Annotated in this window: 26 protein-coding genes; 19 read left to right on the top strand and 7 right to left on the bottom strand. The window is 34.6% G+C overall.

Going from position 1 to position 21,477, the window contains the following annotated elements; all coding sequences use genetic code 11:
- Positions 1-306 precede the first annotated feature (306 nt).
- The 4 genes from FOL89_RS09745 to FOL89_RS09730 form a co-directional block, all read right to left on the bottom strand.
- Positions 307-570, bottom strand: a complete 264-nt coding sequence (locus FOL89_RS09745) for a hypothetical protein (RefSeq protein WP_144282613.1) — start codon at positions 568-570, stop codon at positions 307-309.
- Positions 571-684: 114 nt separating this feature from the next.
- Positions 685-1,950: a site-specific integrase gene (locus FOL89_RS09740; RefSeq protein WP_144282612.1), complete on the bottom strand. Its 1,266-nt coding sequence runs from the start codon at positions 1,948-1,950 to the stop codon at positions 685-687.
- A 16-nt stretch (positions 1,951-1,966) separates the two neighbouring features.
- Positions 1,967-2,656 carry a hypothetical protein gene (locus FOL89_RS09735; protein WP_144282611.1) on the bottom strand — a complete coding sequence of 230 codons (690 nt, stop codon included), beginning with the start codon at positions 2,654-2,656 and terminating at the stop codon, positions 1,967-1,969.
- 2 nt (positions 2,657-2,658) lie between these two features.
- Entirely contained in the window at positions 2,659-3,108 is a 450-nt protein-coding gene (locus tag FOL89_RS09730) for a hypothetical protein (RefSeq protein WP_123903499.1), read from the bottom strand.
- 133 nt (positions 3,109-3,241) lie between these two features.
- On the opposite strand from FOL89_RS09730, the gene FOL89_RS09725 reads away from it, so the two are divergent.
- The 7 genes from FOL89_RS09725 to FOL89_RS09695 are packed head-to-tail and all read left to right on the top strand — an operon-like array spanning position 3,242 to position 7,206.
- A complete protein-coding gene (locus FOL89_RS09725) occupies positions 3,242-3,526 on the top strand; it encodes a DUF3853 family protein (protein ID WP_024564040.1) in 285 nt (94 codons plus the stop codon).
- A complete protein-coding gene (locus FOL89_RS09720; RefSeq protein ID WP_024564041.1) occupies positions 3,526-3,777 on the top strand; it encodes a DUF3853 family protein in 252 nt (83 codons plus the stop codon). Before FOL89_RS09725 ends, FOL89_RS09720 begins: the two co-directional genes overlap by 1 nt.
- A gap of 2 nt (positions 3,778-3,779) precedes the next feature.
- Entirely contained in the window at positions 3,780-4,490 is a 711-nt protein-coding gene (locus FOL89_RS09715) for a ribonuclease H family protein (RefSeq protein ID WP_024564042.1), read from the top strand.
- Between the two features lie 51 nt (positions 4,491-4,541).
- Positions 4,542-4,769, top strand: coding sequence for a hypothetical protein (locus FOL89_RS09710; protein ID WP_024564043.1), 228 nt, complete (start codon positions 4,542-4,544; stop codon positions 4,767-4,769).
- Between the two features lie 50 nt (positions 4,770-4,819).
- A complete protein-coding gene (locus FOL89_RS09705; RefSeq protein ID WP_024564044.1) occupies positions 4,820-5,944 on the top strand; it encodes a hypothetical protein in 1,125 nt (374 codons plus the stop codon).
- 54 nt (positions 5,945-5,998) lie between these two features.
- Positions 5,999-6,301, top strand: a complete 303-nt coding sequence (locus tag FOL89_RS09700; RefSeq protein WP_144282610.1) for a hypothetical protein — start codon at positions 5,999-6,001, stop codon at positions 6,299-6,301.
- A 59-nt stretch (positions 6,302-6,360) separates the two neighbouring features.
- Positions 6,361-7,206, top strand: a complete 846-nt coding sequence (locus tag FOL89_RS09695) for a toprim domain-containing protein (RefSeq protein WP_144282609.1) — start codon at positions 6,361-6,363, stop codon at positions 7,204-7,206.
- Here FOL89_RS09695 and FOL89_RS09690 read toward each other — a convergent pair.
- The 3 genes from FOL89_RS09690 to FOL89_RS17560 all read right to left on the bottom strand — a co-directional run bounded on the left by FOL89_RS09690 (position 7,198) and on the right by FOL89_RS17560 (position 8,534).
- The gene (locus tag FOL89_RS09690) at positions 7,198-7,965 is read right to left on the bottom strand and encodes a nucleotidyl transferase AbiEii/AbiGii toxin family protein (protein WP_144282608.1); all 768 of its coding nucleotides are present in this window, start codon (positions 7,963-7,965) and stop codon (positions 7,198-7,200) included. The two genes, FOL89_RS09695 and FOL89_RS09690, sit on opposite strands and share 9 nt — an antisense overlap.
- Positions 7,962-8,252 (bottom strand): DUF6922 domain-containing protein, encoded by a 291-nt coding sequence (locus tag FOL89_RS09685; RefSeq protein WP_144282607.1) that lies wholly within the window; start codon positions 8,250-8,252, stop codon positions 7,962-7,964. The genes FOL89_RS09690 and FOL89_RS09685 overlap by 4 nt, the downstream gene beginning before the upstream one ends.
- Before the next feature lie 114 nt (positions 8,253-8,366).
- Positions 8,367-8,534, bottom strand: a complete 168-nt coding sequence (locus tag FOL89_RS17560) for a hypothetical protein (protein ID WP_185146956.1) — start codon at positions 8,532-8,534, stop codon at positions 8,367-8,369.
- Positions 8,535-8,892: 358 nt separating this feature from the next.
- Here FOL89_RS17560 and FOL89_RS09680 point away from each other — a divergent pair, with 358 nt between their 5' ends.
- From FOL89_RS09680 to FOL89_RS09625, 12 genes are all read left to right on the top strand, one after another.
- On the top strand, positions 8,893-8,991 hold the full coding sequence (locus tag FOL89_RS09680) for a single-stranded DNA-binding protein (RefSeq protein WP_373708988.1): 99 nt from the start codon (positions 8,893-8,895) through the stop codon (positions 8,989-8,991).
- A gap of 331 nt (positions 8,992-9,322) precedes the next feature.
- Complete coding sequence (locus FOL89_RS09675) at positions 9,323-10,540, top strand: site-specific integrase (protein WP_144282606.1); 1,218 nt, start codon at positions 9,323-9,325, stop codon at positions 10,538-10,540.
- 238 nt (positions 10,541-10,778) lie between these two features.
- Positions 10,779-11,687, top strand: a complete 909-nt coding sequence (locus FOL89_RS09670; RefSeq protein WP_144282605.1) for a hypothetical protein — start codon at positions 10,779-10,781, stop codon at positions 11,685-11,687.
- 89 nt (positions 11,688-11,776) lie between these two features.
- Complete coding sequence (locus tag FOL89_RS09665) at positions 11,777-12,058, top strand: helix-turn-helix domain-containing protein (RefSeq protein ID WP_144282604.1); 282 nt, start codon at positions 11,777-11,779, stop codon at positions 12,056-12,058.
- 94 nt (positions 12,059-12,152) lie between these two features.
- Positions 12,153-14,327, top strand: a complete 2,175-nt coding sequence (locus FOL89_RS09660; RefSeq protein ID WP_144282603.1) for a VapE domain-containing protein — start codon at positions 12,153-12,155, stop codon at positions 14,325-14,327.
- A gap of 641 nt (positions 14,328-14,968) precedes the next feature.
- Complete coding sequence (locus FOL89_RS09655) at positions 14,969-15,736, top strand: SMODS-associated NUDIX domain-containing protein (RefSeq protein ID WP_144282602.1); 768 nt, start codon at positions 14,969-14,971, stop codon at positions 15,734-15,736.
- Positions 15,726-16,925 (top strand): nucleotidyltransferase domain-containing protein, encoded by a 1,200-nt coding sequence (locus FOL89_RS09650; protein WP_144282601.1) that lies wholly within the window; start codon positions 15,726-15,728, stop codon positions 16,923-16,925. Before FOL89_RS09655 ends, FOL89_RS09650 begins: the two co-directional genes overlap by 11 nt.
- A complete protein-coding gene (locus FOL89_RS09645) occupies positions 16,897-17,337 on the top strand; it encodes a hypothetical protein (protein WP_144282600.1) in 441 nt (146 codons plus the stop codon). Before FOL89_RS09650 ends, FOL89_RS09645 begins: the two co-directional genes overlap by 29 nt.
- Positions 17,338-17,390: 53 nt before the next feature.
- Positions 17,391-17,990 (top strand): restriction endonuclease subunit S, encoded by a 600-nt coding sequence (locus FOL89_RS09640; protein WP_144282599.1) that lies wholly within the window; start codon positions 17,391-17,393, stop codon positions 17,988-17,990.
- Complete coding sequence (locus tag FOL89_RS09635) at positions 17,983-19,503, top strand: type I restriction-modification system subunit M (protein ID WP_144282598.1); 1,521 nt, start codon at positions 17,983-17,985, stop codon at positions 19,501-19,503. The genes FOL89_RS09640 and FOL89_RS09635 overlap by 8 nt, the downstream gene beginning before the upstream one ends.
- 7 nt (positions 19,504-19,510) lie before the next feature.
- Positions 19,511-20,725: a restriction endonuclease subunit S gene (locus FOL89_RS09630; protein WP_144282597.1), complete on the top strand. Its 1,215-nt coding sequence runs from the start codon at positions 19,511-19,513 to the stop codon at positions 20,723-20,725.
- The gene (locus FOL89_RS09625) at positions 20,722-21,456 is read left to right on the top strand and encodes a DUF3800 domain-containing protein (RefSeq protein WP_144282596.1); all 735 of its coding nucleotides are present in this window, start codon (positions 20,722-20,724) and stop codon (positions 21,454-21,456) included. The genes FOL89_RS09630 and FOL89_RS09625 overlap by 4 nt, the downstream gene beginning before the upstream one ends.
- The last annotated feature ends 21 nt before the right edge of the window (positions 21,457-21,477 follow it).

The following is a 21,477-nucleotide window of genomic DNA, read 5'->3' as shown; positions in this document are numbered from 1 at the left end:
TATGAAATTTTACAACCAAACAAAACCCAATTAATATTATTAGATAATCCCCCATTTAGTCCCCGATTTTTGAAGAAGGGACTATTTGAGATTATTTGTAAAGTCAAAAATAAGATGCTTGAGAATTCCAATTTTAGTGTGGTTGGATTCATAATAGGAATTTATTAGATTGTGAGATTCAAGGTTCAACACCTCAGAATTTCTTTTATCTTTTATTAAAAGAGAGTTAATCCCGTTTTTAGTTTCAGAGCAATTGTAGATACGGATTTCTGTTTCCGAATATACATACAGAAACAATACTTTTTTTTAGTTCCAAATTTTACGGTGTGTTTCAGCAATGTCTTTTAAATATATTTCGTCATTAAAATTTGCAACTTTTTTCAGAAAAACAGCAGGAAAACTATTATTGGTTTCTTCGTCTGTATTGAAATAAATTAAATCAACACCAAAATCTTTTTCTTTTACTTCATTTAGGATAACAGCTTCACCATTCGATAGTTTTTCACTATCGGATTGAATAGACTTTGCCCTACCTAAATCAAGAAATTCAAGAATGTCAAGTGCTGCCATATTACTACATACAATTAGTACACAATCTCCAAAGATACTTTAAACTTACTAAAAAAAAGACTATTCTTTCAAGGAATTTTTGTTCATTCACTTATTAGGCGAGAAAGATTTTCGTTAAAAAGAATCAAACTTCTCCATAGCTGTTGCTTTTATTTCATCAGCAATATCAATATATGGTTTCATTGCCTTATAATCACTATGTCCTGTCCATTTCATAACCACTTGAGGTGGAATTCCCAAAGACAAAGCATTGCAAACAAAGGTTCTCCTTCCTGCATGAGTACTAATAAGTGAATATTTTGGTAAAACTTCTTCAATCCTTTCATTACCTTTAAAATAAGTTTGGGTAACTAGTTCATCTATCTCAGCTAATTCAGCTAGTTCTTTTAAATAATCGTTCATTTTTTGATTACTGATTACAGGCAAAGCTTTATTATGCTCAAATTCTACATCGATATATTTGTTTAGAAGTTTTCGGCTATAACTATTCAATTCTATTATCAAATTATCTGCTGTTTTGAGTGTTGTTATCTCTAAGTAACCGTCCTTTACATCAGATCTTTTCAAATTAAACACATCCGAATATCTCAATCCCGTAAAGCATTGAAATAAAAAAACATCTCTTATTTTTTCAAGATAGCTTTTATCCGTAGGTATTTCATATTCAGTAAATCTCTTTAACTCAGACTTGTTCAAAAAAATGATTTTCTTTTGAACATTTTTAATTTTTGGTTTAAACTTTTCAAACTCTCCACTTTTTGTATAACCTTTCTTCATAGCCCATTTCAAAAACCACTTCAATGCAGCAAGCTCTTTTGAAATTGTTGAATTCTTGTGATTCTTCCCTTCTAAATATCGCTGATAATTTGAAAGATATTGCTCATTAAATTTCTCAAACGAAATATCATGGTCAAATTCTTCCAATACTTTTTTCTGCGTTTTCATTTTTTGAAGAGTCCTGAAATTCCATTGACTGTTAATTGATTCTTCATTAACAAACACATCATATACCTCAAAAAAACTCTTTTCAGGTTTCAGTTCTTCCTTGGGCGTTCTTCCAATCTCAACATTAAACCATTCCCTAAACTGGTCTTGGTTAGGTATCACACCATCAATTTCGTATTTCTGAAAAGTTCTCTCACAAGCTGATTCAAATAACTGTATCTTTCTATTTATAACACTTGCCGAGACTTTTTTGTTCCCGTGAGTTGTATTTGCTTTACAGCGTTGTGTTTCTGTGCTCCATTTTTGTACTTCTACTCTATATCCCAAATTGAAAGCCACAATGTTGCCATCCCACTTAATGCGATATCGCAGTTTTGCAGTAGGGTTGTCTTTTTCCCTATCAAGAAGAAATTGAGCATGATACTTTATATTCATATTAGAAAAATTTGAATTATTGAACTTCAATAGAGCCCAATTTAAAGTCCCGTATTGACACTCCTTCTGCTTTAATCAAGTCATCTAAGGAGTATTTTAAAGTTTTTATAAGTTGATTGTCAGCATAGATATTTATTGTTTTGGACAATGCTGAAGAAGTTGTTTGCTCCGAACCGCCTTTATGGGTGTAGATTTTTAAAGAGAAATATAAAACAGGTTCGCTGGTTTCAATAAATTCAATGGGCTTTAATGAATTTTCTGATATTCCTGCTTCATTTCTATAATTTGTAAACTCTTGGGAAATCTTCATTAACTCATTGAAAGATTTATAATTTAAGCCTCCCGCTTCATCTTTCCAATTATTCGTTCCCATAGTATTTGTAACAACTGAAATTTCCGTATTACTTTTACAAACAATCTGTTCTAAATTTCCATTATTCACTTTTACAATACCAAGCCACATATTTTGATTGTATTTCTCAAAGTCCCCCGCATTTACTATCTCAATTTTCAACTTTCTTTGAATTTTTATCAAATCTGCTTTTTCATCTTCTAATTTCTTATTTTCTTTTTCCTGATATTTTGAAAAAACCTTTTGTGCGATTTCTGCATCTCTACTTTTCCAATTATTCAAAGCATTTTTCTTCTGCTGAGCAATCACGATTCCCCCAAATAAAATAGCACTAATTATCAAAATCCTTTTCATAGTTATTTTTTTAAAATTTCAAGAAGTATAGTAACCTGTCTCATGCTATCCGATAGTTGCTCTTGACTGGTTTTCAATCTTTCTGTTAGTTCTTTTTGTATTTCTTGATAGCCTTTTTGAAGTTCTATCATATTAGAAAACTCGCTATGCGAAATAGTAACATTTCCACTAATATTTCCATTAATGTTGCTGTTTACATTATTTCCTGAGCCATTATTATTAATGTTTTGGTTGTTGGTTTTTAGCATTTCACCAGATTCCGAAATAAACCACTCCGGATTCAAATCGGGATAAGTGTATAGTATTTTTTCAATAGTATCTGAGTTGAGTCCCGAGTTGTTTTTTATAGCTCTGCCAATTAAACCAACAGACAAACCAGCTTCAACAGTGATTTTATTGGGGTTTAACCCTTTGTAGGTCATGTAACTTTGCAATCTTTCAGTTATAGTCATCTTTAATTTTTTTTTGTTTTTGAGATTAAAATATAGATATGTTTCAATATTTACTCTATATTTGCAATACAAATATAGTTAAATATATACAAATAAGTATTTTTTTAGAATAAATTACAATAAAAATTTCAAAATGGAAGATTATAATAGACCAATTTGGCAATTGACCATAGGAGAATTTGTGGAAATTTTAGATGCCAGAAAACAAGAATCATCAGAAAACCCCACACAAGAAAAGGTATTTAATGAAAAGTATGTTTACGGTCTTTCTGGATTAGCAAGAATATTGGGATGCTCTAAAAATCATGCAGGAAAATTGAAAAGTAAGGGAATTTTTGATGAAGCCATCATTCAAAATGGGAGAAAAATTATCATTGATTCGGAAAAAGCATTAGAACTTTTTAAAGATAACAGCTGATGGAAAACATAACCCCACAAACACCTCTTTGCAATCTGACCGTAAAAGAATTTTTAGAGATATCTAAAAATTTAAATTCTGAAAATATGTATGAATACGGTTTAAAAGGTTTGGCAAAAATTCTGGGCTGTTCCATTTCAAAAGCATCCAAGATTAAATCTTCAGGAATTTTGGATGAAGCCATCATTCAGAAAGGAAACATCATCATCATCGACAAGAAAAAGGCTATAGAACTTTTTGCAAGCAGTTAGAAATGTATTACTTGGAACTTATCGACCGATTTTGGGACTTCAATCACAAGGCAAGACTTGGCTCTTCGGCAATTTCGCTCTATCTGTACCTTTTGAAATTAGGAAAGGACAACGATAGTTATAAGGTCGTTATTTCCGATGTTGCACTCGGTAATGCATTGGGAATAACTAGAAAAACCGTAAAACCGACCAAAGATAAACTTCGCGAGTTGGGTCTTGTTGAATTTGAGTCCAAAAGTGGATTTCCTTGTAATTACAGAATTCTGTTAAATTACTTATCTGATATTCCCATACTGGAGAAAATAGAGAAGGAAAAAATCGAAAAAGTACCAAGTTTGGAAATTGTTGAAAAACATGAAACTTTAAAGAGAAGCGATTCGTCCAAGGAAGTTGTTCCCAAAATCAGTAAATCTAGTGATAAAGTTTCCATTACTGATACTTCCAAAAGCAGCAAGTCAAAAATTATTCCCGAATTGGAAGAATTTATTCAGTTTGCAACAACTTTAGAGGATTATCAGCCTCTTTTGGACTCTGTAATTGAAGAAAAATATCATTCGTGGTTAGAAAACGACTGGCGGAATAGTTCTGGAAGACCCATTTCCAACTGGAAATCCTCATTAAAAAGTATCCTGCCCTATTTGAAGAATAGTCAAAATGATGATACAGTTTCCGTCGATTCCATTCCAAATATCAAACGACCGAAAACATCATGAAATCAATAAAAAGTCGATTTCATTTCTAACAAATCGTAAAAACTTAAAACAATGAAAATATCTGACTTAAAACCTGGTCAAAAAGTAACCATCAATAAAATATCTTACGAATATCTGGGTATCCAGAAAGTGAGGATCCCCAATATAGGAGAAGCCGAAAAAAGGGTGTTCAAAGCAACTGGTGTTGATTCCTACAAACACTACAATCTCATTGATGGAGACAAAACACTGAAAAGTGAGAAAATAAAACTAGTAAAGAAAACTGTTCGAACCAAATAACTACCATCTGAAATCAGGAAATAAGAAATCAGGAACATTAAGAATAGAAAATGTCTTTATCTGAAAAAGATTTGCGCCATGTCCGAAAGAAGTTTGAGGACAAGGGAGAAAAAGTTCCCGACAAGATTCGGCTGGGAAACCATTTCGTGGACGACTTTATTTTTGATGACCAACAAGCGGCGGACATCCCAATCAATGCGCTTCGAGTCATTTTCAATATCGTTGCAATTATCGGCAATGAACAGTTTCGTCCCGAAGACCGTCCGAAGCAACTTTCCCTATTTGATGAAGAATTTGAAACAGAAAATAACATTTTCGCCTCCATCAAAATCCGGAACAGTAAAATTTCTCCGAGTGGTTCCACAAAGCAGGTTGTGGATGCCTATGAGTTTCTCGCCAAATTTAAGATGGGATGGTACAAATCGCTTAATTCAAAAGGGAAAGAAATCAAAACATTTGGCGGACTTATTTCTACGCCAACCTATGACCAAAGAGGTTTTACCACATTTCTAATTAGCAGTTACTGGCTGAAAAAATTATTGGTTATTCCCGAATATAATTATGTACTCTATCATCTGGTGTATAATATCAGAAACAACAAACACATTATTTTCTCCATCTGGCTTTCAAAAATTCCCGAATCGGGAACAATGCTGAAGCTGGGTAATTTCAATAAAAAGTTTGGGTTAAATTATAAAAATACCAAAGATTTCTGCTTCAAATTTCTAAAGCCCATCAAAATCAATCTCGACAGATACAATAGTTTTTCTTTCCAATACAGGTATGAAAAGGATTCCATATTTATTGTTCCTATCTTAACCAAAGGATTTTCTCATCCATTTGAAGAAGCAAAAAAACTTATAGAATCAAACCAAGAGAATTTTAACCAAAGTCATAAAATTAACCGAAGATTGCTCTATTTCAAAAAACGATATAGATTAGACGAAGCCGAAACAGTCCAGTTTTTCCATCAATACGAAAATATACCGCAGACCAGGGAACTGATTGAAAGAGCCTTCAAGGAATTTATTAGGAACTGCAGAATGAGAAAGATAGCATCGACCGACTTTAAAGGTCAAAAATTTCTTATTGAAATTCAGGCACACATCAAGCATTTGTATAGAAATACAAAAATGGGAGAAATATTCCCTAATGGCTATCCGATGATTGTCTGATTTCGGAATTGCACTCACCACCAATTCGGAATTGCACTCACTAAAGTTAAAGAAATGTTAAAAATAAACAAAATAACAGCATCGAATTCGGAATTGCACTCACCCGAAGATTTAGAAAACACAAAAATTGTGGATAACCTAGCTGTTTTGTGGATAACTACGGTTATCAGAATAAATGGAAAAATCGATTCGGAATTGCACTCACCCCAAAACAGGCTTTATTTCGGAATTGCACTCACCCAGATTTCGGAATTGAACTCACTAGTTTTCGGAATTGAACTCACCGAAAAACACCATCAAATCCTTTGTGGCAAAAGAAGAATGCCGTTTGCTAAAAGTAATATAAAAGTAAATTAAAAGTCTTTTTTTATTTAAAAGGGAAATGTGGATAAGTAATTTGCATTAAAAGAAAAAAAATGAATTGCGAAAAAGTCAAGCAAAACGTCGGAATTCGGGCGGTTTTGGAGTCGTTCGGGCTGTTTCCGGTCAAAGAAAATCCGAAAACTGCGTTTTATTTTGCGTTGGACCGGGAGGAAAAAATTCCAAGTCTGGCGGTCGATTTTGTCAAAAACAAGGCGTTCGATTTTGGAAATGGAAAAAGTTACGATGTGATTTCAATTGTCCAACAGATAAAGAAATGTTCCGTTTCAGAAGCATTGAAATACCTTTCAACATTGGATTTTACAGTTCAAAATGAATCAAAATATCACGAAACCACTGCTCAAACAAGCAATCAGATTTTAGAAATCAAAGAAATCCAGCATCCTGCTTTGATTCAGTATCTAAAATTCCGAAAAGTGTATGAGCAAAAGCATTTGGTTAAGGAGATTCACTACGAATTGAAAGGAAGAAAGTATTTCGGGATTGGGTTTCAGAATAATTCCGGTGGCTTTGAGATTCGCAATACTTATGCTAAAATTTGTATAGGTAAAAAAGATGTGACTTTGATAGGTAACGAAGACAATCCCCAAAACGAAATCGTCATTTTTGAAGGCTTTTTTGATTATCTGACTTACCGAAATTTAGACAAATCAAATAGTATAACCTGTGATTTTTTGATTTTAAATTCTACTGCAATGCTTTTCAAAGTTGAAGAAAAACTGAAGCAGTACGATAAAATTTCACTTTTTCTGGACAATGATTCCAACGGTAAATCTGCCAAATCAAAAATCCAAAGTCAATACAAAAATGTAGAGGATTGCTCGTTGATTTACCATGAGTTTAAGGATTTGAATGAGTGGTTCTGCTGTGCTTCAAATTGATCTTCCTTTTGGTTTTGGGAAATCTCTGCCTAAATCCAAAAACAATTTTCGTACTTTCATTCGCCAGCTCAACCTTGCCTCAGTCCACGACTTGCTCCCTTCAATAATGTCAATTCTATCGTGGGTATGTGATGGACGGTGCAGTTTTGAACTTTGGGATTCATCAAACTCCAAAAGCAGTTCGGGCTCATCTAAAACATTTCTTTCTATATCCAAATCAAAAAGGCATTGATGCTCGGGAAGACTGAATTTATCTCTTTTTTCTAAGAGTTGACGGAACAAGGTTGTCAGCGATATTTCCTCTGTGATGAAATCCAAATCATAGATATCTTTCTTGGCAAAACGGTTGGTGGCACTCATCATTTTGAAAAGACCAATATCATTTTTATGAACGAGTCTGATTTCCTCCATTTTTTCAGGCTCAAAAAGACACTTCATATTTTGTAGAAATTCAACCTTAATGACCTCATTTTCCGTACTGAGAAACATTCTCAAAAATATAAACTGGTCGCCTAAATCTTGGTTGATGAGAATTGCTTTAACCAAGTTTTCTCCAAAATATTCCTGTATTTCAGAAATAATTTCATTAAAAGCCTTTTTGCCAATTATTTCAGAAGAAATAAAGTCAATATCAATAGAGATACGGTGTCCGTAACTCAATGCTAAATTGGTTCCGCCTCCCAATGCAAATTTTGATACAGAAGGAAGGTTTTGTAATTGAATAATGGTTTTTCTTAATTCGGAACTTACAGCATTCATACTTTTTTGAAACGAGAAAACGAAGCCACATTGTATCTTTGGGATACCATTGTACAAACTTCGTTACTAATAAGTTCTTTGGTGTTTTTTAGGTGATTGAGAATATCTTTTTTAGAATAGATACTTTCCAATTTAAGAATATCGTTTTCAAAGGACTCAAGAGTTGTTGCATACATCGCCCTCGGGATTATAATATCCTTATCCGTTTCCGAATTTAGTTTACTATAATCCATATCCCAAAATAGGTATTTTGGGAAGATAGACGCTATGTTAACTTTCTGTTTCACAGTACAAATATAATTAAAATTTGATATTTATGATAAGGTTCAAAAATTATTCCAGACTCATGGATATTGTTTTTTTGAGTATACAAGATAAATCAGCATAAAAAACTATAATTTTTAGAACGTCCAAAAAACGATTTCCCCAATAAATTCCAATAATTTTCCATTGACAAAACGCCAATTGAATAATTTCCCTACTGCGGTTGGGTTTTTACGTTTGCAAATGTAGGACGGCATCAGCCATACCAAAAAATCTTTTTGGGTATCTACAAAAATTCTTTCCACGAGCTCCAATAATTTTTCCAGACACTCCTAATCCTTCGGACAAAAAGATTTCAAGCCCGATTCGGAATTTTCTGCCTTTATCCAGCGGAACCGAATCGGGTTTTGTATGGATGGTGCCGTCCTATGTTCATGGGCAAAGAAAAAGCCGGAACCTCAGTTGTACGAATCAAATCAACCATAGACGTTCTTTGAAATCAACGGAAAAACAATAAAAATCCGGCAAAAAATACTGTTTTCTACCTTAATATAAAAAAAGAAAAATGCCGAGTGTCCTCGATACCAAATCAATTCACTCCCAACATTTGACCTTTGACAAAACAAAAATTAACAAAATATTAACATCTTAAAATTTAAGATTATGAACACAATCGTAGGTAGAATTACCAAAAATGCAGAAATCAACACCTTGAAAAACGATCAACAGGTCGTAAACTTTTCGGTAGCAACCAATGACTAAATTACTAAAAAAAGTGGAATTGAAAAGCATATGCGGCTAAATATTTAGGCTTTTCAATTCAAGACTTCATCCCGCATTTTGCAAATACAATGTTATCACAATATTTCAATTCTGTTGGTTGAATTTCTCTGTAATGCCTATTAAATAAAGATTTTTGTTTTTTCTTTCTGCAAACTAAAGTAAAAAAAAGTAAAGAAAATAACGATTTGTTCTACCAAAAGTTCTACCTTTGTATCAGGTTGCACTGAGATACTTTGAACACTTTTCAAGACCTCTCATTCCCTTGCTCCCGTTTTCAAATTTAGTTTAAACTTTTCAAAACACAAATCTTATGGCATCAGTAAAATTTATTCTTCGAACCGACAAAACCGACAATAACGGTTACTGCCCGATTTACATCATCCTCATTAAGGACAGAAAGAAGAAGTATGTTTCAACAGGAATTAAAGCAAAGGAAAGCCAATGGGATGACGAACAGAAAAAGGTTAGAAAAAACTTCCCAAATTCTGCAAGAACAAACGCACTTCTTTTACAGAAATTAGCAGATGCTTCGGGAACTGTTGCCGATATGGAAAGAAAGTCAAAATCTGTATCAGCAAGAAAACTCAAAGAAGCCGTAAAGGGGAAAGGAGCACAGAATTACTTTGCTTATGCCGAAGACAGATGCGAAAAAATCAAGGGGACAGTTTCTGCAAGAACCTACAAAGCCTACAAAAGCAGTCTGAAAAAATTTGAAGAGTTTACCAAAACCAAAGATGTAGATTTTGATGATATCACAGTGACAATGCTGAAAGATTATGTGAATTATTGTAGTAATACCTTAAAAAATTCAAATACTACGATTAAATATTCGTTGGTGATTTTGGCGATTTTCTTCAAAGAAGCCATAAACGAGGAATTGGTAGATGCAAACCTTTATCCGTTCAGTAAAATAAGTATCAAAAGAGATCCAAGCAAAAGAAGTTTCCTCAGCAAAACCCAGTTGGAAGATTTTAAAAAGTATGAAGTAAATCAAGAGAGTAAAGCACCGATTGTACAGGATATGTTTTTATTTTCTGCAAATGCAGGAGGTTTGAGATTAAGCGATGTTATTGAATTGACATGGGAAAATGTAAATTTTGAGGAAAATAAAATCAGAAAACAAATCAGAAAAACAGGCAGAACGCACAGTTTTAAATTTGGAAACTCGGCATTGGCAATTCTCAACAAATACAAACCCAAAGAAATCAATCCAAAACACTTCGTGTTTCCTTTGCTTGAAAACGGTTCGCCTTATTTCGAAAACGATGCTTACAGATTAGCGGAAGTTGGCAGATGCACTTCGCTTTGCTCACTGCATCTTTCCGCAATCGGAAAAAAGATGAAACTTCCTTTTCCTCTTTCTTTCCACCTTGCGAGACACACTTATGCGACACAGGCACTGAACAACGGAATGCGAATTGAACACGTTTCAAAACTGATGGATCACACGGATATTGGCACCACACAGATTTATGCAAAAATCATTTCCCAGGAATTGGACGAGGCTGTAGAAAAGTATATGAATTAGAAAAAAAATGTTGATAACTCAATGCTCTGTATTTCAATACGGAGCATATTTTTTTTATCAAGATATTAAAATCAACTAAAAAAATTTGCGTTCATTTTCCTAATTTAGCATTATGATGAAAAACACAGAAAAAGTAAATAAAAACGCAAAAAAAATTGAAAAATTTTGCCAAATATAACTCTGATGCTTCTAATCTGCAATAATCAAGCAATTTGTGAACTAAATAATATTTTCGGCTATGTCGGAAAAATATCAACTAAAGGAAACAGCACCTTTCGTGCAATTTTCGTCCGTAAAAGTTACGGATGCATTTAACGATTTATTTGATATAGAAGCCATACCAAAACAAAGTTTGGAAGATTATTGCCAACAGATTCTAAACAAAATTTTTTCCCTTCCTTTAAAAAACATACCAGCATTTATTGCACACCATTGTAATTTGGTGAAGAAACCTCTTTTGTGGCTCAATAAATTTGAGAAACTAATAGAATTGAATATCGAACTCTTTTCGGGCACCAGAAACCAAAGCAGACTTTTAAAAATTTATACCTGTCTTGAAACCAAAAGAGAAAAATTGGAATCCCAGGATATTGATGAAAACAAAATCAAACCTGCCAAAAAATATATCAATGCTGAAAGTGAGGAACGTTATTTTTCATTTTATGAAGTCCAAAAAGAAGTGGACCGTATTTCAACAGATCGGGAAAAAATATTATTTCTGACTAGAGAAAAATTTGCATACGAACGTGCAATCATAACAGTTCAATACCTTCAATTACCACTGTTTCCAAAAGAATGTGATAAACTGATCAATGAAATTGAAACATTGGCAAAACTACAGGAAGAAGAAAAGTCCACCGAATTATCAGAAAAGTCCACAGTGGACTTTTTTAAAAAAGTAAAAACTAATCTGAAAGTCAATCAGTTGGTAGATATTTTTATTCAGTTGCAACGAGAATACTTCGTGGACTCACGTCCTGCCATTGAAGCAGAAAACAGCGAAATAGTGCAGTTGATATGTAATAATTTCACAGATAAAGACGGAAACCCGATAAGTCCACAGACTGTCAAAACGATAATGATGCCTTCAAAACCCGAGAAGCGACCTAAAGGATCTAATATTGTGGACATTAGCAAACATTTTTAAAATTATTTAGTCCACGTGGACTAAATAAAGACCAAAAGACTTTTTTTGTTCCTGCAACTTTGCTTCATAATCTTAAACCCAAAAATATTATGGAAGCAATTATCTTATCCAAAGAGCAGTTTGATGGTCTAATTTCAAAAATCGAAGAAATCAACGAAAAGTTAAATTCAAAGTCAGCACCGAAACAGGAAGTATTCCTGGATAATGAGGAACTCATCGCAATGCTTAAAATCTCACGCAGAACAGCACAAACTTGGCGCGATGAAGGTAAAATTTCTTTCTCACAGGTAGGCAGTAAAATCTACTACAAACTGTCAGATGTTGAAAAGACAATGCAGGATCACTACAACAAATCCTTCGCGAAAAAGTGACTGACAATGTTCCAAACGCTGAAACCTCTAAGCCCTCAAATTCAGTGAGGGCTTTTCTCTAAAATCTAACTTCTAAAATCTAACTTCTAAACAAATGAAATCCACCATATTTAAAAACTTCAACGAAGTGACAGAACAAAAAGAAATTCTGAAAATCCTTTCCGATATCAAAACCGGCGTATATCAAAACGCAATCACTTATTTAAGAAAATCCCTTGCAGATAATAAAACCGAAGCAGCAGAAAGAGCCAAAAAATCACTTCCGGCATTCACACCAAGTGCCACATTCAACGGAGGAAGAAAAATGGAATTCCTTACCAATTACAACGGATTAATGGTTTTGGATATCGACAAACTCGAAAAAGAAAAACTTCAACAGTGCAAGACAAAAATCAGAATGGACGATTTTGTATTTGCTTCGTTTGTCAGTCCTTCCGGAAACGGACTGAAAATTTTCGTGAAAGTTTCGACGGATAAAGAACAGCACAAAGAAACTTTTTTGAAACTTCAGCGATATTTTGAAGATTTATTGTCGGTAGAAATAGACAAATCAGGAAAAGACATAACCAGGCTTTGTTTCTTTTCCTACGATCCTGAATTATACCTGAACGAAAATGCGGAAGTCTTTGCGAGCGGAGCGAAGCAATCTGTTCAAACTGATTCCCAAACTGTAAAAAAGACCGATAACCGAAAACCAACAACCAACAACCAGGAAACCATTTACGAACACAGTGTGAGATTTACCGAGAAGAAAATCCAATTCACAGAAGGTAACCGCAACAACTTCGTTTTTGCTTTGGCCAACAATCTCAATCGAAAAGGAATTTCAGAATCGATGGCTTTAGGCTACATTCTGGCAGATTATGGTTACGACACAAAGGAAGTAACTACAGCAGTTCAAAGTGCATACAGCAACACTGCGGAACACAATACAGATAAGTTTATTCCAAAAGAAAAATCTGCAAAATCTGCGCGATCTGCGAGCGATAAAAGTAATTCCGGTGAATCGTCCGTGAAAATCCTTTCCGATGGAAACTTTTCTGATGAAGAAGAAGAACAACCTTCATACATTGACAAATTGGAGAACTTCCTAAACAATCGTTACAATTTCCGCTATAATAAAGTTTTAGGGAAACTGGAATTTAAAACGCTGAAAGCCTACAAATACAAACCAATGACCGACTTCACAGAAAATTCAATCCTTCGCGAAATTTTGAAAGCAAAAGTGAAATGCAGTATCAATTCCTTGCGGAATTTACTGCATTCCGACTACTGCGCAATGTATGATCCTTTCGAGGTGTACTTTGAGAACCTTCCTAAATATGAAGATGAAACCGATTATATTACAATGTTAGCCGATACAGTAACCACCACAAAACAGGACCTTTGGCGTACTTGCTTTAAGAAATGGTTTGTAGCTATGGTGGCTTGTGTACTTGATGAAAAACAGGTCAACCAAACAGTAATTGTTTTTAGTGGAAAACAAGGTTTAGGTAAAACAACCTGGATGGAAAAATTAATGCCTACACAATTGAAAGAATATATCTTTTCAGGAACAATAAATCCCAACAATAAAGATACGTTGATACACTTAGCAGAATGTATGTTAATCAATCTAGACGAGCTCGAAAATCTAAACCGCTCAGAAATCGGCAGCTTAAAAGAAATTATCACAAAAACCCATATCAGAATGCGAAAAGCCTACGGCCACAACAATGAAAATATGCCAAGACGCGCGAGTTTTGCAGGAAGCGTAAACACCGCCCAGTTTCTGAATGATACAACAGGCTCACGCCGCTTCCTCTGCTTTGAAGTAGAAAACATAGAATACACGCATAATATTGATATTAACAAAGTTTATGCACAGGCTGTAAATCTCTACAAAGAAAATTTCCGCCATTGGTTTAATCAGGAAGAGATTAAAGAAATTAACACCAATAACGAACAATATCAGTTGAGAAGTCCGGAAGAGGAATTGCTGCTTACTTGGTTCAATGTTGCAGACAGAGAAACAGCGAATAACTTTTTAACTACTACTCAAATAGCTGTAGTTTTATCAGAAAAAGCTAAAATGAACATTACCGACAGCACAGTTCACAAACTGGGCAAAGCCCTGAAAAAACACGGCTACCTTCGTTTGAAAAAATCAGGAGTATATGCCTACGCTGTTTTTGAAAAGTCTTATGATGATGTTATCTCTGAAAATCGTGAAAGTGATGTTGAGAAACCAATAGCTGAAAACCTTCAACAGTTCTCATTTAGATTTTAAAATAATTAGGTTCCAAAATGCACTATTATACTTTAGTTTGTTTGGGTAGGTAGGGTAAAGGAAAAACGGCAACAAAAAAATATTATTTTTTCTTTCAGAATTTTGATGATTAAAGCACTGCTATACAATGCAGTGTTTTTGTATTCAGTTTCTGATTTACTTTCTGATGACTGCATTTGCTTTGGTCGATAATCCTAAATTATCAATTACTTTTTGTTTAATAAATATTCAGTTACCTTACCTACCATTTCTATTTTTCTTTAAAAAAATCAAATTTTTTATGAAGTTCTGTAAAATTTAAGTAATTGAAAATTAATAGTTTATAGTTTAAGTACAGTAAATACTCTTGATAAAACTTGCGTATGTCATTATTTTTTCGTATCATTGTACTCGAAAATAAAAAACCAACCTCAATTTGCACTTGAAGTTGGTATTTTTTAAATGTAATTGTTGACTACTAAATTCTGTACTTATGCTTGAAAGTACATTTTAGAGGCTGGTCACCTCATTATGATTTTAGTACTGTCGGTTGTTTTGTTTTGCAAAAATATGAAGTTTTATTCGTATTTGCAAATTTTCTTTCCGTACAGCACTGTAATTCAAGCAAATTATTAATGTGTAATTTAAAAATTAATTGAATTATGGGAGAGTTTGCAACTTCTATTTTTTTGCCAACGGTCGGCAAGGTTATTATAAAAAAGGCCGCAGAAAGTTTTCTTGAAAACAGAGAGAACTTCATTATTTATTTTAAGTCCAAATTTACCAAAATTAAAAATCAGGATGTCAGATTTTCGATTAGTTATCTGATCAGAATACAAGTACCTGGTTCTTCGAAATTTCTTCTTGTTCGCGGAAATCGAATCAAGGAGCAGTTTCAGCCTGTGGGTGGTGTATACCAAAAATACAACGGATTTTCTGCTTTTGATGATTGGGGTTATAAACCTGATTGCGGAACTAAAGGAATTGAAAACGACGCTATTAGCAAAGATGATTTACGCATCACTGTCAAGGGAAGGTATACGTTGGATGTTATCAAATGGTTCGAAACCAAAAAAGGGCGTGAGGATAATGCTCATAGGGAGTTTAACGAAGAATTAATTGAAACAGAAATTTTGGACAGAGAAATTTTCAAAAATCCTAAATTCGATTTCATAAGAAAAGTAGCCAACGTATTTAAATTTAGCACATATCATGGATGTTATGAAGTGCTGATTTATGACATTGTAAACTTGCTTCCTACTCCGGAACAGACTGAAGTTCTTCGTAAACTTTTGGATCAACCTCGCAATCCTGAAACAGGATATATATTGGCAGACCGTTCTGAGATTGAGCAACTTCGTTTATTGGACGGTGATACACAAATTGGAAAAATTGGCGAACACACAAAATATTTAATCAATGAGAAATAATATAAATAATTTATACAATAATGAGTTCGAAAAAGACGAACTCTTGGCTATTATAGCAAGCAATCTGGAACTTGATGAAACCAGAAAGGAAAAAATGAGAACTGCTTACAAAGCAGTTACGGATGTGCTGAAAGCGGACCCTGATTTTTTTAAAAACATTCAAATTTATGTTTATGAACAGGGCTCTTTAAGGATTGGAACTACGGTAAAGCCGTTGCCGGGAAAGGAGTTTGATTTAGATATCGTGCTAAGAATAAACGATTCTTATCTTAATTATACGCCTCAGCAAATTTATGATGAATTATACAGGGTTTTGGCTAATCATGATACATACAGGCCGCTTTTAGAGAAGAAGAAGCGATGTATAAGGGTTAATTATAAATCAGATTTCCATATGGATATTCTTCCGGGATGTATGATTACAACTGATAATGACAGGATTATGATTGCAGAGGATGAAAAAAGATTACTCTGGTCAAGAACTTCGCCCGAGGGATATGCGGAGTGGTTTGATACCATTTCCAATAGAAAAAGAGGTTTTTTCTTGTTGGAGTCCATGTATGGCGCATTGGTAAAGGCTGAAGTTGAAACGCGGGAATTGCCAAAAGATGTTTATATGAAAACTCCGCTTCAAAGAACTGTTCAAATCATTAAACGCTACAGGGATGTGTTTTATGAAGGCAAGAATTTGGAAGAGTTGCCTTCCGTGTCAAGTGTTGTGCTTACTACGATGATTGCAAAGGGATATCAGGAAGAAACTTCCATTCAGCAGGCTTTGGTTAATGCCATTAAAATCATGAAGAAAAATGCCGATGATTATCGTTTCAAGGGAATTAGATTCAAAGTTGAAAATCCAGTAGATAATCATGACGACAGAGATAGAAGAGAAAACTTTACAGATTTTTGGCAGACAAAACACTACGATAGTTTCGTGAAATTTGTGGACCAACTTCAGAAAAATGTGAACGAATTTCTTCAAAACAGTCCAAACGAAAAATCGTACAATAATCTTTTCGGTGGTGGCTTCTATAAAAGAGATATACAACAGAAGATTAAGTACGATGCTATCATAAAAGGTGATGTTCGTCCAGGTGCTTTTGCGTCAGGTACTGTACTTACAGATGCACTCGGAAATATTAACACAACTTCAGGTATTAAAAATGACAGCCATGGGTTTTATGCTGAATGATTTGGAAAAAGCAAGAAGATTTCCTTTAGGATTTCTTCTTGCTACCAAAATAGAGTGCGAGAAAAATTTCAAATGGTTGAAATTTGTGGTTACTAAGAATTTACTTACGGCAAAGGGTACTTTATCGGAAAATGGAAGACAGTACAGTTTCGATATTGCTTATTCACCATTTTTGCCCGGTAGATTCGACAGAGTGATGGTTGATGGAAAAGACTTAATTAAGTGTGCAGATACACATTTTAATGGTGATAAATCTTTATGCTTGTATCATCCGGTTTACGATTTAAAGGGAAAGTTGTTTATGCCTTTGGTAAATATTATACCTTTTATTTCAGAGTGGGTGTATTATTATGAACAGTACCGTAAATACAAAGTTTGGCTTGGCCCTGAATATCCTCATGGCCTTAAATAAAATTTTAATAAATTCCCCTGTAGATTTACTGCAGGGGAATAAATAAAAATCAAATGAATAATTCAGAAGTTTTTACGATAAAAGAAGTAGCGAGTGTGCATTCTGGCGTTGTGTTGCAGAAAACGGCAAACCTGAATGTGGACAAACTTACCAATACCTTTGTTTTGATGCTGATGACTTCAGATTTTGATGAAGACGGTGTTCTGCTCGAAAATTTGAAACCTAATGCACTCTACAAGTCAACCTTGGATAAATATTTTCTAAAAAAGGGAGATGTATTGTTCAATGCTAAAGGTAGAAGGTTTTTTGCCGTGGTGTATAACGGCCAATACGAAAATGCAGTTCCCGGTTCTTCATTTCATGTCCTGAAAGTCAGAGATCAGTTTCTTTCCCCGGAATTCCTAGCGTGGTACCTCAATCACCCTGAAACAATGAAGGAATTTAGCAAGAAGCTATCAACTCAAAATATGCCTATGGTCACTAAAAAAGAATTGGAAGATTTAAAGATTTATTTGCCACCGCTTGAAGTTCAGGATAAAATTGTGGGCTTGGCAAATCTCAACAATTCAAAAAACCGAATTCAGAAAAAGTTAATCAGCCTTAATGAAACTTTAATTAATGCAATAACATATAACAAAATTAAAAATGAGTAATAAAGTAACCCAAAAGGATATTAATAATGTAGTTTGGAAGGCCTGCGACACTTTTCGTGGGATTATTGATCCTTCACAATACAAAGATTATGTCCTTACCATGCTGTTCCTGAAGTATGTTTCAGATGTATACAACGAAAAAAAGGAGGAGTATATAAAAAAATACGAAGGCAATGAAGACCGCGTTCAGCGTGCCTTGGATCGTGAGCGTTTTATTGTTCCGTCAGAAAGTAGTTTCGAATATCTTTATGAAAACCGAAGCAATCCTAAAATTGGTGAAATGATCAATCATGCCTTGGCAGAACTGGAAGAAGCCAACCGCGAAAAACTGGGTGGTCACGACGGTTCCAATATTTTTAGGAATATCGACTTCAATTCTTCGAATCTGGGTGATCCAAAAGATAAATCCACAAGATTACGTCATTTACTTACGGATTTCAGTGGGCTCAATCTTTCGCAGCATAATTTGGAAGGCAATGATGTAATTGGTGGTGCGTATGAATTTTTAATAGCCAATTTTGCTTCAGATTCGGGTAAAAAGGCGGGGGAATTCTTTACACCTGCAGAAGTTTCTACACTGTTGGCTAAACTTACAAAATCAAAACCAGGTTCACGAATTTATGATCCAACATGTGGTTCGGGCTCGTTGTTGATTAAAGCAGGGCGTGAAGTTGGTGACAATAATTTTTCACTGTTTGGACAGGAAGCCAATGGAAGTACATGGGCTTTGGCGGTAATGAACATGTATTTGCATGGTTACGATAACGCGATTATTCGTTGGGGAGATACACTGCGAAATCCTAAACATAAAAATGGAGAAAGCCTGATGCGTTTTGACACTGTGGTGGCCAATCCGCCTTTTTCTTTAGATAAGTGGGGTGCCGAAGAAGCCATGTCCGATCCTTACAACAGATTTTGGAGAGGCATGCCGCCTAAATCAAAAGGCGATTGGGCGTTTATTTCGCATATGCTTGAAAGTTTGAACGATCATGGTAAAGCGGGAGTGGTAATTCCGCATGGAGTTTTGTTTCGTGGTGCTGCAGAGGGAAGAATTCGCCAAAATATTTTAGAAGAAGATTTATTGGAAACTGTTATTGGTTTGCCGGCGAACCTGTTTTTTGGAACTGGTATTCCTGCCGCAATTATGCTGTTCAATAAGGAGAAGAAAAACAAAAACAAAGTTCTTTTTATCGATGCAAGCCGGGATTTTATTGCCGCTAAAAACCAAAATTACCTCTCGCAGGACAATATCAGTCATATTCTTGAAGTGTACAGCAATTTCCATGATAATATCGTCGAAAATGGCGTAGTGGAAGATAAGTTTGCGTATGTTGCTGATTTCGAAGAAATAAAAAATAATGATTTCAACCTCAATATTCCGCGATATGTAGACACTTACGAAGAGGAAGCCGAAATTGATATTCTTGCGGTACAGAGTGAAATAGAAACGCTGGAAGCAGAATTGGCTGAAGTGCAGGAAAAAATGAATCAGTATCTTGAATTTTTTAAGTAAATGAAATATGGATAAAACATTACTTAAAATTCAGCAAAAGAATATACCCGTAAGTTGGCGTGTTGAAAGATTTGGAGATGTATTTGATTTTCTATCAACTGCTACCTATTCTCGTGATATTCTCAAAGAATCAGGTGAAGTGCAATATCTACATTATGGAGATATACACACAAAATATAATTTTCATTTGGATTTTACTAAAAATAACTTGCCTTTTATTACAGAAATTGAAAGAAGAAATTATCCGTACATGAAAAATGGAGATTTGGTTCTTGCGGATGCTTCTGAAGATTACGACGGAGTTGGAAAAGGGGTAGAAATTAAAAATCTTGGGGACTCAAAAGCGATTTCTGGACTACACACTTTTTTGCTTCGGGACAAGGATTCAAATTTTGTTTTGGGATACAAAGGTTTTATTCCCTCTTGCGACGTTGTAAGAGAACAATTTTATCGTTTCGCTACAGGTACCAAAGTGTATAGTTTGTCTAAAGAGAGCCTTTCAAATGTTAAGGTTTTGATCCCACCCAAAGAAGAACAGAAAGCCATTGCCGACTGCCTTTCCACCTGGGACGATGCCATAGAAAAGCAAACCAAACTTATAGCCGCCAAACAACAGCGCAAAAAAGCCCTTATGCAGCAACTGCTTTCCGGTAAAAAAAGATTGCCGGGGTTTACGGAAACGTGGAAAACATTTCTTATTGAGGACATAAGTAAAATAGGGCGAGGTCGTGTGATTTCAAAAGAATATTTAAATGAAAATCAGGGTATTTATCCAGTTTATTCTTCCCAAACTGTTAATGATGGGGTTTTCGGGCGAATAAAGACATATGATTACGACGGTGCATATATTACGTGGACCACAGATGGCGTCAATGCTGGCACAGTGACATACAGAGAAGGCAAATTTAATTGTACAAATGTTTGTGGCACAATCAAGTTAAAAGATTCGTCAATTAACCCGAGATTTCTCGCCTATAAGTTAAACACAATTGCATTTCGATATGTTTCAAGAACGCTGGCTAATCCCAAACTTATGAATAATGTTATGGCTTCAATAACTATTGATTTGCCTTATCTTGATGAGCAAAATAAAATAGCAGATATTTTGCAATCGGCTGAACTCGAGATTAGAAAAAATATAATAAAATTAAATTTATTAAAATTTCAAAAGAAAGGATTGATGCAAAAATTATTGATAGGACAAGTTAGAATTAATCAATGAAATACTATCTGTTTATTGATGAAAGCGGAGACCACGGTCTGGTAAATCTGGACCCTGGTTTTCCTGTTTTTCTGCTTTGTGGTGTCTTGCTTTCGCAGGAGGATTATTCACGTTTTCAGTTATGTTTCGGTGGGCTCAAAAATCATTTTTTTGGCAGTAAGAAAGTCTGCTTCCATTCCCGCGATATCTGCAAATGGCAAAATGGCTTCGAAATACTTATGAACCCTACAGTTCGGGAAGATTTTTATGGTAAGTTAAATGCCATGATGTCGCAGCAGCATTACACCGTTTTCGCCTCGGCAATAGATAAACAGAAATACATTACCAAATACGGTAAACTGTCCGATGATGTGTACGAAATGGCACTCTCTTTCATTATAGAGAGAGTGGTTTTTTATTTAGACGATATGCCCGATGCTGATAAACAGTTAGAAATTATCATAGAAAAAAGAGGGCCTAAAGAAGATCAGAAGTTAAGTTCCCATTTTCAGAAACTTATGGCAAGAGGTACCGGTTTTGTAAATTCCCAACGCTTAAACGATCTGAAAATAAAAATTTACTTCCGTACAAAAAATGATGATATTGAGGGTTTGCAGTTGGCAGATTTGGTAGCATATCCTACCGCAAGATTTGTTATGGACAGAGAAAAAGCAAACCCTGCTTTCGACCTTTTGAAACCTAAATTCTATAAGAAAAATGGTAAGATATATGGGCTGAAAACCTTCCCGTAAAAGGAAAAGCCAAACACGAAG

Origin of the sequence: Chryseobacterium echinoideorum (genome assembly GCF_007474535.1) — a bacterium.
Lineage (GTDB): Bacteria > Bacteroidota > Bacteroidia > Flavobacteriales > Weeksellaceae > Chryseobacterium > Chryseobacterium echinoideorum.
The sequence above is the reverse complement of the archived record's forward strand: the minus strand, read 5'-3'. Positions and strand labels throughout refer to the sequence as shown.

Bases quoted from the DNA above. Each gene is read 5' to 3' on its own strand.
- FOL89_RS09745 (WP_144282613.1), bottom strand. From the start codon at position 570: ATGGCAGCACTTGACATTCTTGAATTTCTTGATTTAGGTAGGGCAAAG.
- FOL89_RS09740 (WP_144282612.1), bottom strand. From the start codon at position 1,950: ATGAATATAAAGTATCATGCTCAATTTCTTCTTGATAGGGAAAAAGAC.
- FOL89_RS09735 (WP_144282611.1), bottom strand. From the start codon at position 2,656: ATGAAAAGGATTTTGATAATTAGTGCTATTTTATTTGGGGGAATCGTG.
- FOL89_RS09730 (WP_123903499.1), bottom strand. From the start codon at position 3,108: ATGACTATAACTGAAAGATTGCAAAGTTACATGACCTACAAAGGGTTA.
- FOL89_RS09725 (WP_024564040.1), top strand. From the start codon at position 3,242: ATGGAAGATTATAATAGACCAATTTGGCAATTGACCATAGGAGAATTT.
- FOL89_RS09720 (WP_024564041.1), top strand. From the start codon at position 3,526: ATGGAAAACATAACCCCACAAACACCTCTTTGCAATCTGACCGTAAAA.
- FOL89_RS09715 (WP_024564042.1), top strand. From the start codon at position 3,780: ATGTATTACTTGGAACTTATCGACCGATTTTGGGACTTCAATCACAAG.
- FOL89_RS09710 (WP_024564043.1), top strand. From the start codon at position 4,542: ATGAAAATATCTGACTTAAAACCTGGTCAAAAAGTAACCATCAATAAA.
- FOL89_RS09705 (WP_024564044.1), top strand. From the start codon at position 4,820: ATGTCTTTATCTGAAAAAGATTTGCGCCATGTCCGAAAGAAGTTTGAG.
- FOL89_RS09700 (WP_144282610.1), top strand. From the start codon at position 5,999: ATGTTAAAAATAAACAAAATAACAGCATCGAATTCGGAATTGCACTCA.
- FOL89_RS09695 (WP_144282609.1), top strand. From the start codon at position 6,361: ATGAATTGCGAAAAAGTCAAGCAAAACGTCGGAATTCGGGCGGTTTTG.
- FOL89_RS09690 (WP_144282608.1), bottom strand. From the start codon at position 7,965: ATGAATGCTGTAAGTTCCGAATTAAGAAAAACCATTATTCAATTACAA.
- FOL89_RS09680 (WP_373708988.1), top strand. From the start codon at position 8,893: ATGAACACAATCGTAGGTAGAATTACCAAAAATGCAGAAATCAACACC.
- FOL89_RS09675 (WP_144282606.1), top strand. From the start codon at position 9,323: ATGGCATCAGTAAAATTTATTCTTCGAACCGACAAAACCGACAATAAC.
- FOL89_RS09670 (WP_144282605.1), top strand. From the start codon at position 10,779: ATGTCGGAAAAATATCAACTAAAGGAAACAGCACCTTTCGTGCAATTT.
- FOL89_RS09665 (WP_144282604.1), top strand. From the start codon at position 11,777: ATGGAAGCAATTATCTTATCCAAAGAGCAGTTTGATGGTCTAATTTCA.
- FOL89_RS09660 (WP_144282603.1), top strand. From the start codon at position 12,153: ATGAAATCCACCATATTTAAAAACTTCAACGAAGTGACAGAACAAAAA.
- FOL89_RS09655 (WP_144282602.1), top strand. From the start codon at position 14,969: ATGGGAGAGTTTGCAACTTCTATTTTTTTGCCAACGGTCGGCAAGGTT.
- FOL89_RS09650 (WP_144282601.1), top strand. From the start codon at position 15,726: ATGAGAAATAATATAAATAATTTATACAATAATGAGTTCGAAAAAGAC.
- FOL89_RS09645 (WP_144282600.1), top strand. From the start codon at position 16,897: ATGACAGCCATGGGTTTTATGCTGAATGATTTGGAAAAAGCAAGAAGA.
- FOL89_RS09640 (WP_144282599.1), top strand. From the start codon at position 17,391: ATGAATAATTCAGAAGTTTTTACGATAAAAGAAGTAGCGAGTGTGCAT.
- FOL89_RS09635 (WP_144282598.1), top strand. From the start codon at position 17,983: ATGAGTAATAAAGTAACCCAAAAGGATATTAATAATGTAGTTTGGAAG.
- FOL89_RS09630 (WP_144282597.1), top strand. From the start codon at position 19,511: ATGGATAAAACATTACTTAAAATTCAGCAAAAGAATATACCCGTAAGT.
- FOL89_RS09625 (WP_144282596.1), top strand. From the start codon at position 20,722: ATGAAATACTATCTGTTTATTGATGAAAGCGGAGACCACGGTCTGGTA.